Annotated in this window: 15 protein-coding genes; 8 read left to right on the top strand and 7 right to left on the bottom strand. The window is 38.5% G+C overall.

The window, feature by feature from the left end; genetic code table 11:
- Nucleotides 1-13: 13 nt before the first annotated feature.
- The 7 genes from NV377_RS14485 to NV377_RS14455 all read right to left on the bottom strand — a co-directional run bounded on the left by NV377_RS14485 (nt 14) and on the right by NV377_RS14455 (nt 8,498).
- The gene (locus NV377_RS14485; RefSeq protein ID WP_258201501.1) at nt 14-946 is read right to left on the bottom strand and encodes an ABC transporter permease; all 933 of its coding nucleotides are present in this window, start codon (nt 944-946) and stop codon (nt 14-16) included.
- Nucleotides 936-2,006 carry an ABC transporter permease gene (locus tag NV377_RS14480; protein ID WP_258201500.1) on the bottom strand — a complete coding sequence of 357 codons (1,071 nt, stop codon included), beginning with the start codon at nt 2,004-2,006 and terminating at the stop codon, nt 936-938. Before NV377_RS14480 ends, NV377_RS14485 begins: the two co-directional genes overlap by 11 nt.
- Entirely contained in the window at nt 2,003-3,541 is a 1,539-nt protein-coding gene (locus tag NV377_RS14475; RefSeq protein ID WP_258201499.1) for an ABC transporter ATP-binding protein, read from the bottom strand. Before NV377_RS14475 ends, NV377_RS14480 begins: the two co-directional genes overlap by 4 nt.
- 10 nt (nt 3,542-3,551) lie before the next feature.
- Nucleotides 3,552-4,601: a BMP family lipoprotein gene (locus NV377_RS14470; protein ID WP_258201498.1), complete on the bottom strand. Its 1,050-nt coding sequence runs from the start codon at nt 4,599-4,601 to the stop codon at nt 3,552-3,554.
- A gap of 51 nt (nt 4,602-4,652) precedes the next feature.
- Nucleotides 4,653-5,357 (bottom strand): purine-nucleoside phosphorylase, encoded by a 705-nt coding sequence (deoD, locus tag NV377_RS14465; RefSeq protein ID WP_258201497.1) that lies wholly within the window; start codon nt 5,355-5,357, stop codon nt 4,653-4,655.
- A 180-nt stretch (nt 5,358-5,537) separates the two neighbouring features.
- Complete coding sequence (locus NV377_RS14460; RefSeq protein ID WP_258201496.1) at nt 5,538-6,974, bottom strand: AcpB/EbpR/MafR family transcriptional regulator; 1,437 nt, start codon at nt 6,972-6,974, stop codon at nt 5,538-5,540.
- Between the two features lie 219 nt (nt 6,975-7,193).
- Nucleotides 7,194-8,498 (bottom strand): purine/pyrimidine permease, encoded by a 1,305-nt coding sequence (locus NV377_RS14455; protein ID WP_258201495.1) that lies wholly within the window; start codon nt 8,496-8,498, stop codon nt 7,194-7,196.
- A 1,254-nt stretch (nt 8,499-9,752) separates the two neighbouring features.
- Here NV377_RS14455 and NV377_RS14450 point away from each other — a divergent pair.
- The 8 genes from NV377_RS14450 to NV377_RS14415 all read left to right on the top strand — a co-directional run bounded on the left by NV377_RS14450 (nt 9,753) and on the right by NV377_RS14415 (nt 17,373).
- Entirely contained in the window at nt 9,753-10,424 is a 672-nt protein-coding gene (locus NV377_RS14450; RefSeq protein ID WP_258201494.1) for a response regulator transcription factor, read from the top strand.
- On the top strand, nt 10,421-11,839 hold the full coding sequence (locus NV377_RS14445) for a sensor histidine kinase (protein WP_258201493.1): 1,419 nt from the start codon (nt 10,421-10,423) through the stop codon (nt 11,837-11,839). Before NV377_RS14450 ends, NV377_RS14445 begins: the two co-directional genes overlap by 4 nt.
- 163 nt (nt 11,840-12,002) lie before the next feature.
- On the top strand, nt 12,003-13,394 hold the full coding sequence (locus tag NV377_RS14440) for an ABC transporter permease (protein ID WP_258201492.1): 1,392 nt from the start codon (nt 12,003-12,005) through the stop codon (nt 13,392-13,394).
- Between the two features lie 9 nt (nt 13,395-13,403).
- Nucleotides 13,404-14,039 (top strand): ABC transporter ATP-binding protein, encoded by a 636-nt coding sequence (locus tag NV377_RS14435; RefSeq protein WP_258201491.1) that lies wholly within the window; start codon nt 13,404-13,406, stop codon nt 14,037-14,039.
- A 14-nt stretch (nt 14,040-14,053) separates the two neighbouring features.
- The gene (locus tag NV377_RS14430) at nt 14,054-15,010 is read left to right on the top strand and encodes an alpha/beta hydrolase (protein ID WP_258201490.1); all 957 of its coding nucleotides are present in this window, start codon (nt 14,054-14,056) and stop codon (nt 15,008-15,010) included.
- Between the two features lie 176 nt (nt 15,011-15,186).
- Nucleotides 15,187-15,456 carry a DUF418 domain-containing protein gene (locus tag NV377_RS14425; RefSeq protein ID WP_258201489.1) on the top strand — a complete coding sequence of 90 codons (270 nt, stop codon included), beginning with the start codon at nt 15,187-15,189 and terminating at the stop codon, nt 15,454-15,456.
- Nucleotides 15,457-15,747: 291 nt separating this feature from the next.
- Nucleotides 15,748-16,038: a hypothetical protein gene (locus NV377_RS14420; protein ID WP_258201488.1), complete on the top strand. Its 291-nt coding sequence runs from the start codon at nt 15,748-15,750 to the stop codon at nt 16,036-16,038.
- Nucleotides 16,039-16,161: 123 nt separating this feature from the next.
- Complete coding sequence (locus tag NV377_RS14415) at nt 16,162-17,373, top strand: hypothetical protein (protein WP_258201487.1); 1,212 nt, start codon at nt 16,162-16,164, stop codon at nt 17,371-17,373.
- The last annotated feature ends 89 nt before the right edge of the window (nt 17,374-17,462 follow it).

Raw genomic sequence — 17,462 nt, 5'->3', positions numbered from 1 at the left:
GACCTCCAAAGAATTAGGATGCTAACATTGTTTTTCTATTCTTTCTAATTGCGTAAATAACTAACGCAACGATTGTAACTACATAGGGAACCATTTTAATAAATTGGCTTGGTATAACGTTGCCTGGTGTTGTCTCAATGATCATCGTCAAAGCACTCGCAAGCGCAAATATACTTGAGCCCGCCAGTATCCCAAACGGATGACGATTACCAAAAATAACGACTGCCAAAGCAAGAAATCCTGTGCCTGCTGTCATATCTCTGACGAACATGCTTGTCATACCCATGGATAAATATGCGCCTGCAAGACCAGAGAAGAAGCCGCTCCAAATGATTGCAGAATATTGAATTCGGTTAACATTGATTCCAAGCGAACGTGCTGCGCTTGGTTCTTCGCCTGTTGCTCGCAAATGTGCACCATAAGGAGTTCGATACAACAAGAAGAAACAAAATACAACAGCTAGAAAACAAATCCAAACCATAAGATTATGACCACTTAGTAGTTTACCAATGACCGGGATGTTTTCTAGAAATGGAATTACAACATTCGGTATCTTCACCGGAACAGAAGGCATAAAGCTACCATGTGAATTATAAAAGATACTCATGAGCACGACAGTAATCCCGGCGCCAAAAATGTTGACAACAAATCCGGCAATAATAATGTCTACCTTCATCTTTAAGGAGAAGAAGGCCATTCCGTAACTGACCAGCATAGATGCTATTGTGCCACCTGCGACTCCAAGGAACCAATTGCCTGTGGCTGAACCAACTGCAATTGACATAAAGGCCGATACGAGCATCAAACCTTCAATACCGATGTTGATAACGCCTGCCCTGTCTGTCATGAGTCCGCCCAAGGCTCCTAGTAAAATTGGCGGCAGTGTACGAAGTAGTATAACAATCAGCGTTAGATTTGCTGTCTGATCCCAAATATTACTTAGCAACTGGAGCACCTCCTTGCGCGGAACGTAGTTTTCTTTGCTTCAAATAAGCAAAGATTGCTTGTGAAGAAATAAATAGAACTAGCAATGCTTGAATAATAATAGCAATATCGCGCGGGACGTCGCTGTTGGCCTGCATCGCTTGTCCGCCAACCTGTAAATACGCATAGAAGAACGCAGCCAACAATACACCAATCGGATGGTTTCGTGCAAGCAAGCAGACAATAATACCGTCAAAGCCAAGGCCTACAGAGAAGCCTTCTTTAAGCGTGCCATGCATACCCGTTACTTCAACTGCTCCACCCAAACCAGCAAGCGCACCGCTGATCGCAATACTCAACATAATAACTTTTTTCGTTGCAATACCACCATATTCAGCGAATAATGGGTTTTTACCGACTGTACGCAGCTCATATCCCATTTTCGTCTTATACATTAGAAAATACACAACGATAGATGCTATGATTGCAATCAAGAAGCCTGCATGCGTCGGCATACCTGGAATAATTTGACCTAGCTTAGCACTGTCTTGGACATAAGGCAATCGAGCAAAACCACCACTATTAGGATCCTTTAGAACATAGTTCAACAAATAAGAAACGAATAACACGGCAATAAAGTTAAACATTAGCGTCGATACAATTTCATCCGCTTTAAATACGGCTTTAAGAAAACCCGGAATAAATCCATACAATCCTCCGCCGATGATTGAAGCGATAATAACTACTGGAATGTGAATCCATGGAGATAATCCCGGAATATATACTGCTGCCAGCGCACCTGTTAATGCCCCCATATACAGTTGACCTTCGGCTCCCATACTGAATACTCCACTTTGGAATACGACAACAATCGCGAGCCCAGTAAATACGAGTGGCACCATACGATTCAGTACAGAACCAAAGCTGAACAAGCTTGTAAAAGGATCAATAAACAATGATCGTAATGCCGCTACCGGCTCACTGCTTATAGCTAAAATTACGATAATTCCAATGAACAGGGCCGCCCCAATTGCCAGAAGTATACCTAGCAGATCAAGGTAGATTGCATTTCTCTGTTTCATGTGGCGTTCACCCTCACTTCTTGTTTTTTAATACCTAGCATATAGAATCCAAGCTCTTCTTCCGTCAAATCATCGGAATTTTCCAATATTACGGCTAGTTCTCCATTATAGATAACGCCAATTCTATCGCTCAGACTCATTACTTCAGATAGCTCAGCAGATACAAGTAGCACGGCTGTTCCCTCATCACGTTTCTTAACAATTTCTTTATGAATGAATTCAATGGAACCAATATCTACACCACGAGTAGGCTGGGCAGCAATAAGTAACTTCGGATTTTTTGAAATTTCACGAGCAACAACAATCTTTTGAATATTTCCACCAGATAGTGAACCCGCTAATGTCTCTTCACTTTGTGTCAAAATGTTAAATTCCTGAATGAGTCGCTGAGCATGCTCTCGGATTTTCCTTTGATTCAGGAACGGTCCTTTACGAAATGCAGGATCACGATACAAATCAAGAATTAAATTTTCCTTAATAGAGGAGGTTAAGCAAGCACCACATGTTTGCCGGTCTTCTGCAATATGCCCTATACCTATATTACGAATTTCACGAATTGTATGATCCGCCAAATTATGATTTAAGAAAGTTATCTTGCCTTTTGAGTTTTTTCTAAAACCAGTAATAACTTCAATTAGCTCCGTCTGCCCATTCCCTTCAACACCGGCAATTCCAAAGATTTCGCCCGCTCGAATCAGGAATGACACATCCTTAAGCACTTGGCTTCCTGTATCCGATAAACAGCTTACTTGATCAAAAGCTAAAACCTTTTCCTTTGGATTAGCGGGCTCTTTTTGAACACGTAACAAAACGTCACGCCCAACCATCAATCTCGAAATTTCTTCCTTATTGGTTTCAGAAGTGTTTAGTGTTGCAATAGTTTTTCCTGATTTGAGAACCGTAATTCGATCCGAAATACCCATAACTTCATTAAGCTTATGCGTAATAAAAATAATGGTATAACCCTCTTGAACAAGCTTCTTCAGCGACTGGAACAATTCATCTGTTTCTTGCGGCGTAAGAACCGCGGTCGGCTCATCAAGAATGATAAGCCGAGCTCCGCGATACAATACTTTTAAAATTTCGACACGTTGCTTCAGTCCTACGGAAATATTCTCCACCTTAGCGATTGGATCTACTTTGAGTCCGAATTGTTGAATGAGTCGCTCGGTTTCAGCTACGGCCTTCCCTCGGTCCGACAGTACACCTCTACGGGGTTCAATACCAAGCACAATGTTCTCTGCTACAGTGAAAGAAGGTACCAGCATAAAATGCTGATGAACCATACCTATTTCATATTTTATTGCATCCTTTGGGCTTTTCAGTGTAATCTTCTCGCCCTGATACAAGATATCTCCATCTGTAGGCGCTTCCAAACCGAATAAAATTTTCATCAGTGTTGATTTTCCTGCGCCATTCTCGCCAACCAAGGCATGAATTTCGCCTTGGCGTACGGAGAAGGACACACCTTTATTGGCTCTTGTACCATTCGGGTATACTTTATGGATATTGCGCATTTCCAGCAGGTCTGCCATCGTGAACCTCCTATTGTACTTTGATTTCACCGCTAACCAGCTTCGCTTGAATTTCATCTACTTGATCGCGGATTGTTTGCGGTACATATTGATTGTAAAGATCATCTTTTGCAAGACCTACCCCATCCTCATTAAAGCCCAGGGACTCATTTGTTCCAAATGGAAGCTTATCTTGCTTGTATAAATCAATCGCACGGAAGATTGAGCTATCTACATTTTTAAGCATAGATGTTAGCACGTGGCCTGGTTGTATGTTGTTCTGGTTGCTGTTCACACCAATTGCATATTTATTTACTTCTTTAGCAGCTTCTAGAGCTCCGATTCCTGACGGGCCTGCAACCGTATATAGAATATCAACCTGTTGTGAATTATATTGAGCCATACTTAGCTCTTTACCTTTTGGAGCATTAATAAAGTCACCCACGAAAGATGTAATTACCTTCACTTCAGGATCAACATAGGCTACACCCTGCTCATAACCTGATTTGAAATCTTTAATAATTGGAATATCCATACCGCCAAGGAAACCTACTACCTTTTCCGGATTTGCATTTTCGAGCTCCTTACTGTTCGTAACGAGTGCTGCGAATGCACCTGCGAGGAAAGAACCCTCACGTTGGTTGTATTTTACAGAGTAGATGTTAGGTACATCCACAATTGTTTCATCGAAGTAAATGAACTTCTGATCTGGATAACGATTTGCAAGATCGATTGCAATTTCTTTCATTTGGCTTGTACCAACAACGATTAGCTCATATTTGCCGCTTGAAACCATGGACTCAAATCCGATAGGCCAGTCAGATTGGTTCCCTCCCCCTTGTACAGCCTTGAATTCAATACCTAGCTCTTTCGTTGCCTTCTCTAGGCCTGCATTAGCAGAATCGAAGAACCCACTGTCACCCAAGTTACCGTTTACATAATAGCCTACTGAAAGTTTATCCTTATCCGTTGACTCGCCCTTTGAGCCAGTATTACCAGTATTAGCTGCACCGCAGCCCCCTAGAATAATTGCAAAAGCTAACAGTACTACGCCAAACTTCCCTTTTATACTTTTTTTCATTTTACATAGCTCCCCTCAATTTTCTGAATTTATCCTTATTCGGCCCTCTAACTAATCAATGATAGTGTTCAGTGCAATTTCAACCATTTCATAAAAAGATTGTTCACTTTCTTTATGGGTCAAGAATTCCTGTCTTAACAATTGACTGCCCACTGTCAAAATAGTAAGTGCCTTCACACCATATTTAGCGGCTAACGTATATAGGGCTGTGCTTTCCATCTCTACGCCCAATACACCAAATTCCATAAATTTATTCAGTCGTTCTAAAGTCTCACGATAAAATTCATCCGAATTATAAATATTACCAACAAAGACATTTACATCTTTACCTTGTGCCTGATGAAACGCTTTCATTAACAAGGTAAAATCCGCAGTCGGGGCATAATTACAGCCATGGAAGACCTTCTCTGTCAGATTACTATCTGAAGACACAGCCTGGGCCATTATAATATCGCGAATTTTTATTTCTTCCTGCATTGCACCGCATGTACCGATACGTATCAATTTCTTCACATCATAATCAACAACTAATTCCGTTCCATAGATACTCATCGATGGATTTCCCATCCCAGTTCCCTGAACCGATACAGGTACACCTTTGTATAATCCTGTGTAGCCATACATGCCCCTTACTTCGTTATAACAATAGGCCTCATCTAAAAAATGTTCTGCTACAAATTTTGCACGTAAAGGATCTCCAGGAAGTAAAACTCGCTCCGCTATTTCTCCCTTTTGTGCACTTAAATGCCTGCTCATGCCTTGTCCCCCAACCTTATATTGTTTAATAGGCTTGCTGAAATCACTTTCACTCGCCGACAAAAAATTAGTTTCGAAACTAAACTTAGCATAAGGTTTTACACTCTAATAAACTAGGTCAAAAACCTATATTGAGTATGGGAAAAATTTGACCAAATGATAATAATTCTACATTTAAACTTATAATTCTACTAACGCTTTGCGGATATTATCTAGATCTCTTGGGGATGGAATTGTAGAAATCATCACAACAGGCACCTGCTTTAATGCAACGGGGATATTACTGATCACAAGATCAATTTGATTTTCCTGCATAATTTCGTCAGTTAGCCCTTTCATAATGGAAGTATTTATGATTAACTGATCACCTATCTCCTTCTTAATCAAATCTGCGATGTAATGACGAATGGAAAACTCCTCCCCCACTACTAAGAAAGCCCTCTTCGTTTTATAGCGTAAACTTGAACGGACAATTAAAGTCAACTTTGTTATATGAAAGTCATTATACGAAATGGATGGATAAGTTTTATTCCACGTTTGCATACAGAGTTGCAATTCCTGAATCATGTGTTGACACTCTTTTTGAACATATGACGTTAAATGACTTTTGGATATTGTCATCCATTCGGGAATAGCATTATCAATTAATAGCCTGTCAAAAAATCCGTATATCTCCAATATAAATCGTTCTTCCTTATCCAATGCGGGGTATGCCTTGCTCAATAACGAAATAAGCAGATTGCCCATTTGATATTCTTCTTTATCTTCGTGCAGTTTGACTTCCTTCACTGGTGTTATTTCTGATCCTTCATAATAGTGGTATTGGCTGAGGCTAACTTGCGATTGTATGAAAAATATTTCACTATTAGGGAATTGAATAACGTACTTTTCTTCAAGTTCCTTCACTAAAGTTTTCACGGGCAAATAAAATATTCCCTTTTCCCATGGGTAACCATACTCGTCAATCTTGACATATTTCCCTTTCGTAACTCTTGCGATAACAATTGCTAGCAAAAAAGATAACTTCCTTTTTGAATTTATAAAATATACAATATTCTTCTCTTGCTCTATATTAGTAATTAACTGATTGGCATTTTCAAAGCTTATATTTTCAAATGGCCACCCTGTGAACTCGTAGGCATCACAATATAGTTTCCAATAAAAATTTCGTATGTTCATTTCATTCCCTTTGATCGTCGGTGTAGAATACGTTATACGTAGCTTGTACGGCTTAAGATCGTGATTATTTAATTGCACAATTAGCTTTTTCAAAGATGAGGTACTCATATACATAGCCCCGGCAAGCTCCTCCATGGAGAGGCGATCTACACTCGTAAATAATACATTCATTAGACGATAAAATACCGTTTGTCTGAACATCGTAGAAATCACTTCATGAATCGCCTTACTTCGCTCACGTCGAAGAAATATTCCCTTTCCCCTGGAAACCTCAATGGTAACAGCGGATGGTAGTTGCTCGCTAATTTCCTCTACCATCTTGCGAATTGTTTTATAGGAGATACCTAAACTTTTCTCTATCTCAGCCAAGGTAAACCATCTTTGTTCTGTATCTAGCAATATTAATAGCTGGCTAGCTAATGTAAATTCCTTATCCATTCACTTTCACCTACCTTATAAACTATTTCTGTAGTATACACCTATCCACCCCATTTCACGTAGACTAACTTGTATTAAACCATAGATTGGTGAACACTATATTCTAAATACACCGTTTTACACAAAAAAACAGGATACCCTCTCACCTAATGTGAGTTGGACATCCTGTGTCTGTGACAATAAAACTTATTTAAGCTCCTGTAGGAGACTCCATCCAAATTAAGGATTAATTTTCTTAGAATTCTTAGCTTGAAATCTGTCTTTCCATATCCATCCTTGTTCCAAAATAATTGCTAATAAACTTCCGCTAATTAGCCCGTTATTCAAAATGGCTATCAAGACCGGAGACAAGTGACTCGTCGCTGATGAAGGAACAAACATGAGACCGACACCAAAGATAAGAGAAACCCCACTAATGCTAAACGTTCGCTTCTCATGAAAAACCTTCTTCAACTCCATCAAGGCTAAACCAACCATTTTTACAAAAATAACGAACGTAACAGCATAGCCAATAGGTGCGGGAATGGCTGAAATAACGTTCATTATTGGCGGAAACAAGGAAATGAAGATCACAAGGCTACACCCAATTAAAAATGATCTACGCTCCCTTGTCCCTGTCTGTTCAACATATCCCGCGGCCCCCGAAATAGGCACGGAGCCAATCGCCCCTAAACAACCGCTAATAAAATGTGTAATTCCTGAGACAAATCCGGCACGCAAATAACGGTTATGATCCATTGGCTTGTGCTTCATAACGGTCTCCATCAATCGAATTGATGCAATCGCATTCGTGATTAATAACAGGGTTAACAACAACGCTGTAGTAATCGTCCCGCCGTCAAATTGCGGCCACCCAAACGGGAAGATGTTCGGAAACTTAATTAATGCATCTGCCTGTACTATCACTGGTACCTTACCGCAAATCATAAACAATAGCCAACCGATTAATATACTAACTATGACAGAAAATTGGCGGAGGAATGTAAATTGGCAGTTCCCTAACCAAAAGGTAACGCAAATCACAATCACACTTAGCAAGAGCACGTTAACATCTAATAACGTATGGCTAGATGTGATCCCCATCATTCCTTTCATAAACGATCCACTTAATTGAAAAATCAATAAGAAAAGATATATAAAAGTGATGGTCGGTGTAAATAGACGGGCGATTTTATCCATAAGCTTAAATACCGAAATAAGGACAAATAACCCTCCACTAATAATCATTCCTCCACTTAAAGCTTGTAAGGCAGCTATATTAGAAGAATACAATACCCCCACTAAACTTGCGTATATCGTGAAAATACTCCACCATAACCCTGCAGGGCCTTCATGAATAGGAAATTTATGGCCCAACAGACCTTGTAAAAATCCAGCAATCCCTAATATAATTATTGTGCTCTGAATGAGTCCTGATGTCTCAATTGGTGTTAAGTTATATAAATCTGCAATGGCAATTGGTGCAGCAATAGCACCGGCAATCATGAAAATCATCCATTGTAATCCAGATATTATTACCTTCATTTTTTCACTCTCCTTCTTACACCAGCTCGTTATCATCCCTTAGCCATCAATGACTGTATTAAAAGCGATTTCGACCATTCGCAAAAGGATTGTTCCCTTTATTTGCTTGCTGAATTCGCTTCCACTCGCCATTAAGAAGGTTGGTTCTGAAACTACACTGAGCATAAGGTTTTTAACCTTAACAAACTAGACTAAAATGCTACGTAGTGAACGGAAAAAAATTGACCAAATAAATATAAACCACTTCTTGCACTTATAAAAAGTAGTTATTCGCGAATATTATCTAGGTCGTTTTTAGAAGGGATTGCAGAAATTATGATAGGTACTCGTCTCTTTGTGTGAAAATTGGTCAGAACGACGGTGTATTTTAATAACCTGAAGGAGGAGCACTATTGAGCCCCTTGAGACTAGGATAGTGCCCCAATTTACTGAGATACATAATATTGGGGCGGAGGGGAAAGAAGTTAGTAATATGATCGCTGTAGCGAGACAACCATAAGATTGATCAGACTGACGAAGAGGTAATCGCTTCTCGGTATTCAATGGGAATGCGGTTGCCGCCTCTTTTCTGAAAACACCCTTCGTAATAATAAGTAATGGATTCTACAAGCTTTGTACAACTTTTGATAGTTCAACAAGCTATTTCATTCATAAAGCTCAACAGTTCTAACATTTACATGCAGATTAGCATTTATGCTTCCACTCTTAACTCCACTTTATGCTTTACCACTATTTGTGATACGGTTCTCTTTAACATCTATAGGACGAAATTTAAGATCTCCTAATAGAGAACCGTGAATGAGTATAACAACAATTATCATTACATGATGGATCGGATATTTTTTCACTCAAGAATCTATAATACGAGGGATTGTTTATATTCTCCAACTACTCTTTCTAGTCTTGAATACCATAAGCCTGTATCAGTAATCAACAAAAAAGCGTTAACCCTACTTTATTACTCAAGCAGGGTTAACGCTTTTTGTTGTTCTTATGTAGATCAGTTATAAGGTAATACTATAATTACGAGAAAACCCGAAAATTTCTTCGTCAAGTTGGTATTCATTTGCACTTTGTTGGGGTTTTATAGATAATGAATACACCTAAGATCGAATTCCTTATCTACGATATAATTTATAGATGACGTACTTAAAGTAGCAAATAGAAGTATTGTCTTATCGATGAAAAATTAAATGATGCTTCACTATGCGAAAAAATAGTTCGCACAAACTCTACAGTAAAAGAGGAAATACGATGAAAGAAAAAATATTATTAGTAGAAGATGAAGAAATCACACGTGAGGGAATCGCTGAGTTTCTTACAGTAAAAGGGTATCATGTCGTAGCTGTTGGAGATGGAGCAGCCGCTATTAACGTATTTGAAAGCACACAAGATTTTGATTTAATCATTCTAGATATTATGCTCCCAAAAGCAGATGGTTTTGAGGTTTTGCATACCATTAGGAAGTATAGCCAAACATCCGTTTTAATGTTGACTGCAATGGATGATGAGTATACGCAAATCATGAGTTTTGATGAGCAAGCAGATGACTATATGAGTAAGCCTTTTTCCCTTGCCGTTTTAGAAAAACGAATTGAGGCGTTGTTACGAAGAAGCAAGCCTATTTATACGAAGAAAATATGGATGTATAAAGATTCGAAAGTAGATTTCTCCGGTTATAGCGCAACATATCAAGATCTAGAAGTGGACATTAAGCCAAAAGAAATTAAACTTTTGCATTTACTCATTGAGCACTCAGGACAGACGCTGACACGTGATCAGATCTTGGATAGATTGTGGGAAAGCGAAGAGGCCCCGATTGATCGCGTAATCGATGTATATATAAAGAATCTAAGAAAGAAGCTTTATCTAGATTGCATAAAAACAGTTAAAGGCTTGGGTTATAAATATGAGGAATCCGTATGAATAAATTAAAATTATTTCCTAAAACATTTCTCTATACAATCGGAATTATGAGCATCATTGTCCTACTCGTTCATGGTCTGATGTATGTCATGCTTCCTTCGTTTTATCTCGATCAAAAGAAAGAGGAAGGCAATACAAAAGCCGATGAACTCGTTGCGATGTTAGAAGTAACAAATGATGAACAAGCTATTGAAATAGCTGAAAAATATGCGATTCAGCATAATGTGAATATAACGCTTGGTATGAATGGCGAGATATATCGTTACCAAGGGTTCACACCTATTGATATCTACTTTGATCCTACAATCGCTAATGATTTGGTTAGCAATCCTCACATCAAAGAAAATCAAACATCGCAAGCAGAAATGGCGGAATCCCCTCAAGTGATCCTTGAAAAAAGAGTTTTTAAAAATAAAGAGAATTTACCCATTGAGCTGTATCTGATACTAAGTATTCAACCCGTAGGTGAAACAAAACAAGTTGCATTTACATTACTTCCTTATTCTATAGCTATCAGTTTTATCATCTCCCTCATTGCTGCGTATATTTTCAGCAAACTCATCACAAGACCGATTAAAAATATTTTACGCGTTACCAAAGAAATGGAATCACTGAAAAAAGATAGCTTTTGTATTGTGGAAAGTGAAGATGAAATCGGGATGTTAGCAGAGAATATTAACTCCCTATATGATACTTTATGGCATACCATCGAATCTTTAGAGCAAAAAATCAACGACATCAGTGAAGTAGAAAAAGAAAAAGTGGAGTTTTTACGTGCAGCTTCACATGAATTAAAAACACCACTAACGTCCCTGCATATTTTATTGGAAAATATGAAATATAATATCGGCAAATATAGTAACAGAGATTTCTATTTAGGCCAGGCAGAGGAATTGGTTATGGAGTCCACAAAAATGGTGCAAAATATATTAAATACAAGCAAATTGCAAACGGTAGCGAAAGAGGAACAAAAAGAAGAAGTAAGTGTAAACGAGGTTTTACTAGAGACGATTGAAACCTATAAAATTCTGGCAAAAGCAAAAAACATTCAACTACGCCTACAAATCGAAGAAACGCATCTTTGTTACATCAATAAAGATGCTTTGAAAAAAGTAATCTCCAATCTCCTATCCAACGCCATCAACTACACCGATGAAGGGAAACGGATTAACATTCAAATCGTAGATGGATGTTTATCCATAGAAAATGAGTGCACACCACTTTCTCAAGAAGTGCTGACTCACATTTTTAAAGCTTTCTATCGACCTGATTTTAGTAGGAATAAAAAAGATGGTGGTACTGGCTTAGGCTTATACATTGTGAAAAATATTTTATCACATGCGAATATCAATTACTCTTTTACACCGAGCGACTTAGGTATGAAATTTAGCATTGAATGTAAGACGGATAAATAGCAGTTCATCCCTACTTACTATAGACAAGCGTGTTAGAAATGATGAACTCATTTCTAACACGCTTTTTTGGTTCGTCAACAAATGTAAATTAAAATCATTCGTTTTATATACGTTTCACATTGAACGTGTAAGCTGACATTACAAAGACAAGGAGGAACTTAATATGTCAGTCGTAACACGTGCATGGTACTATGTCACAAGAAAAAAAAGCAAGTCGCTGCTCATGTTTCTGATTTTATTTGGGATCGCAACAGCTACGATTAGCGGAATGGCGATTAAAAAAGCAACTGTGGATGCAAGAGGTCAAATCAACCAATCGATCAATGCTAGCTTCCAACTAGAAGGAAACCTAGTAAACAATAGGGGCATTGGCAATCGTGGTTTAGGGAATGTCCCTGCTTCTGCAATCGATCAAATCAAGGATATCCCTGGGATTACGGAGTATAATGCCCGAATCATTGGAGAGGTTGATTTAGTAGATTTAAAGAAAGTACCATTAACAAACCCGCGAATCCAGCATGACGATTCATTCATGAAAGGCTACGAAAATTTCGTGGATTTAGATGGCATGACAGACTCTTCTTTAGACAATAAATTCATTAGCGGCGTGATTGACCTAGCAGAAGGCAGGCATATCACTAAAGAAGATACACAAAAAGTATTGGTCCACGAAGAATTTGCGAAGCTTAATAACCTTAAAATTAACGATAAAATCTATGTGAAGAAAAGTGAACTCGCTTCGGTTCCTGCTAGTGAAGGTGCCAGTAAAGAAAAAATCGCATTAGAAATTGTTGGGATGTTTAGTGGAAGTAATATGAACAGCGCAACAATGGCAGAAGAGTTGATTGAGAATGCCATCATTACGGACATCGAAACCATTAAAACACTAAATGGTTATGATGATGAAACGGTTCTTTATCAAAATGCTAAGTTCTATGTGAATGATCCGAAAGAATTGTCGCGTATTCTCGAAAAGGTAAACGAGTTACCGATTGATTGGACAAACTATCAAGTTACGGATTCCGCCAAGGATTATCCAGCTTTAACAGGCTCTTTAGATAGTATGGATGGGCTCATTAATAAGATGCTGATTGGGATTGTTGTCATCAGTGCGATAATCTTATCCCTAGTTCTTGCCTTTTGGATCAACGGAAGAATTCATGAAACAGGCGTATTACTGTCGTTAGGTGTTTCGAAAATAAACATTATCGCTCAATATGTTGTGGAGTTATTAATGATTGCCGTCGTCGGTTTTGGACTGTCGTATTTCTCAGGACAAGCAATCGCTCAAAACATTGGCGATAGCATGGTGCAACAAGCTGGGGAAGCAGGCACAGCAGATTTCCAGCAAAGTCTCGGGGGTATGCAGTTTGGTGCAGATCCTGATTCAAGTACAGTTACTAAAACATTGGAGAGCATTGATGTGTCAATCACACTCGGTGAAATGGGCTATGTCTGGTTAATAGGCGGACTGATCATTTTACTATCGGTCAGCATCTCATCGATCTTCATCATCCGGTTAAAACCTAAAGAAATACTTTCAAAAATGAGTTAGGAGGACACCATGTCTATTTTAGAATTAAGCAATGTTTCGTATGCATATAAAAATAATAAAGATAAGAAAATCTTGAATAATATCAGTACGGAGTTTGAAGAAGGTGTGTTTTATGCCATCCTCGGCACATCTGGTTCTGGTAAAACAACCTTATTATCACTGCTTGCAGGGCTAGACGAGCCACAAGCTGGTGAAGTACGATTTGCCGGGGAAGATCTCCAGGTAAAAGGCTATCGAAATCATCGAAAAAACCAAATTTCATTAGTCTTCCAAAATTATAATTTAATCGATTATATGACACCAATGGAGAATTTAAAGCTAGCGAACAAGCAAGCCGACAAGCAAATACTATTGGATTTTGGATTAGAGGAGCAAGATATTAACCGAAACGTTCTACAGCTGTCGGGTGGACAACAACAGCGTGTTGCCATCGCAAGGGCGTTAGTGGCTGATGTGCCAATCATTTTAGCTGATGAACCGACGGGTAACCTAGATGAAGAAACTGCGGATGATATTATCGAGGTACTAAAGGATAGTGCGCATAGAAAAGGGAAATGCGTCATTGTCGTGACCCATAGTAAGCATCTTGCGGACCAAGCAGATGTTGTACTTCAATTAAAAAATCAAAAACTAATGAGAAAATAAAGGAGTTTATTAATATGAAAAATAAATTTATGATAGTTGTTTCAATAATCTCAGTGCTGGCGCTTAGCGCTGGTTGTTCTGCAAATAATGTATCAAATAACGCTATTAAGCCGACTGAACCTATTGTAGATCAATCTGCTAACGACGCGGACCAGGACATTAAGCCTTACGGTCAGCTAGTCGATGTCAAAGGTAAGAAAATGAACGTTTTGGACGTTGGTGAAGGGAAGGAAACTATCGTGTGGACTCCAGGCTATGGAGATATAGCCCCTGGCTTGACTTATACCAAAATGCTAGAGGAACTTACGCCTCACTATCGGGTACTTGTCGTGGAGCCTTTTGGTTACGGTCTGAGTGATGTGACGGATGATCCCCGTACGATTGAAAATATCACGGAGGAAATCCATGAAGCTGTGCAGCAAATCGAAGGTGTGGACAAGTATATTTTGATGGCACATTCAATTTCAGGCGTTTATGCGATGAAATATGTTGATAGTTATAGCGATGAGCTGACTGGTTTCATAGGATTAGATACTAGCACACCAGGGATGTATGATGGTATGACTGTGACTAACGAGCAACCAGCACCGGATGATGTTCCACTGATTCCTGAGGTTAGCGACGAAGTGAACGAACAATACCGCAAAATTGCAAAGAAAATAAATGCGAACAAGAATCTTGTTGACGAGAGTGCACGCAAGAATGAGAACTTCGATAAATCTAAAAAGTACCGGTTCCCTGCGGATTTACCAGTTGCTTTCTTTCTAGCAAAAGAATCGATAGAGGGTCAGAAGACATTCCCTATTGAGGGGAATAATGACTGGGTGAAAATGCACACTGATTTGACGAAGGATTCCAACTACACGAAGGTTTATGAAATTGATGGCAACCATCAACTATATCTAGATAAATACAAGGAAATCACAGAGCAACTGCATGAGTTTTTGGCTAACAGACCGACAGAATCATGATGTAAGCAAGAAGTTGTATCATACAAGGTTTTCAACCAATCAAAGTAAGGTTCTAATGCAAGGCGATTATTGAATAAAAACGGGGGAGTTATTCGCTGTGATAGCATACTCCCTCGTTTTTACTTTTAATAATTGAATCATGATAATTTTAAGCGAAATAGGAATGAAGAATGATCATGGAAAAACGTGCAAATAGAGTTTTAAGTATCGATATTATTAGAGGGTTTGCCCTTTTAGGGATCTTTTTCGTGAATGTATCGATGATGCAAAGTATCATATCCTTTGATACGAAGGGTGGTTTTGAAGCTATTATTCGATTGTTTTATGATATTTTTATTCAAACTAATTTTTATGTGATTTTCACATTGTTATTTGGTGTGAGTGCTTATTACTTTATGAGAAGCCAGGAGAAGAAAGGGTATAGAATCTACCCAAGCTACAGGTGATGTAAAAGATATGGAAACAACCGAAGGTATCGTATATTCGGGAATTATAGATTCAAACGGGAGTTATTGGGATTAGCTCTTGCAAAGGCAAAATTTTTCGAAGAGTTTACACGATATAAAAAGATGATGAAAAAGATTGCTCTGGGATTACCATGCTTTGCAATTGCCATTGATTGAAAAATGTTTTTATCCGTCCATTTTTGTGTTGGAACATATTGTGCGCCCCCTTCTATTACATCGTATGAAAACGAGCGCACAAAAAAAGGCCACGATAATTGACGAGGTCTGAGATTGACAATAGCCTGGTTTTCGTTCTTACTCGACATGCTCATTCAAAAAACAGTAGAAATCGCATTAGAAAAAGCACCCTTCCCTCAACGAAAGGCCCTGCTACACCTAGTTGTTAAAAAGATCTCCCTAGATGATAAACGCCAAGTTCAAGATGTTGAGCTCATATTCAACGAGGATACCGAAAAGCATTTTTTAAGCCTAGCCCCTTCTGCCAAACCAATGGCGGAAGGGGCTTTTCCTTTGTCTGGGGAAACCCCTAAGCTCAGGTATAAACTAAATATAATTATTTAAAATCAATTATTTGGAGGGTTATAGCAGTTGTTATAGAATATCAACTATAAAAGTAAGTAAACGCAATGCCTTTCTGGATTTCACAAATATTCGAAGGAGGGATTTATCATCAGAGATCGATTGTTGTTCAATGAATATGATTTAAGGACAGTAGTGGAGGACCAAGAAAAGAAGATTAAAGAAGAAATTGCTTCTTACGATCCAAACAGATTACTAAACACACCAAACGAAGACCTTATTGAATTTTTCTACAATAAGCTAAGTATTAACCCTCTTCGTTTATTAGAAGATCATATCTGTGTAGATCAAAAAGAAACACAAATAGATATTAGCAGGGATCCCTCGCGTTTTATCTATGATAGAAGCCGCCCCGTCCACATTCAAGGAACTGCAATAATTCTAGAAGTCCCCTTTACCGGAGACGTATTGCTTTTCAAATGCAGAGCATCAACATTTAATTTAAACCCTCCAATGGGAGAAATCAGAGAAAAGAAGTTATTTATTACTGTAGAGACCTTAGATCATAATTCTGAATCAATAAAAAAAGAACTTGATAAGGGGCTTCACTCAATCAAAGAATATATAAATTGGATTTCAATTGATGTAAACCCTTGGAATAATACTTTGTCACAAAAGATTCAGACATGGTTAACTTCAAGAAAGGATAAGCTATTAAAAGATCGAGGACTTGTATCATCACTCGGCTTTCCTATGAAGACAAGAGAAGACGCATATTTGACTTATGCAGCTCCTGATGTAAGAAGGAAGTCACCAGTTATTCACCCTAATACCAATACTCATGCCTTTAAACCCGAGCCAGTTTTAGGTTCAGATGATTATGAGCATATTCTTAGTATAATAAATAAAACAGCATTAATGCTTGAACGAAGCCCACAAACTTTTCGTGGCATGGGCGAAGAACAACTACGGGACCAATTTTTAGTCCCTCTGAATAGTCACTACGAAGGTCAAACAACAGGCGAAACTTTTAATTTCAATGGTAAGACAGATATTTTGATCAAAGCTCAGGAAAGAAATATTTTTGTAGCTGAATGCAAGATTTGGAGAGGCCAAAAATCTCTTAGCGATGCATTAGATCAATTGTTAGGGTACTCCACATGGAGGGACACTAAAACGGCCTTGATTATTTTTAACAGAAATAAAGAGCTGACTAGTGTTTTAAATAAAATTCCCGAGACTGTAAAAAACCATTCCCATTACAAGCGAGAAATAAGAATCTCGGATGAAACAAACTTTAAATATGTTTTTAGCCATAGGGACGATAAGAGTCGGGAGCTTACACTAACAATACTTGTTTTTGAAGTCCCACAATAATCTTTTCCATAAAAGAACCTTTTATTCTAGTACCCGGTAAGAGCCTAGGTGACGAGTGATCTTATCCTCGCTTGCTCCTGGCCTACCGG

This window comes from Paenibacillus endoradicis (assembly GCF_024721975.1).
This window is presented reverse-complemented; position numbering and strand designations above follow the sequence as displayed.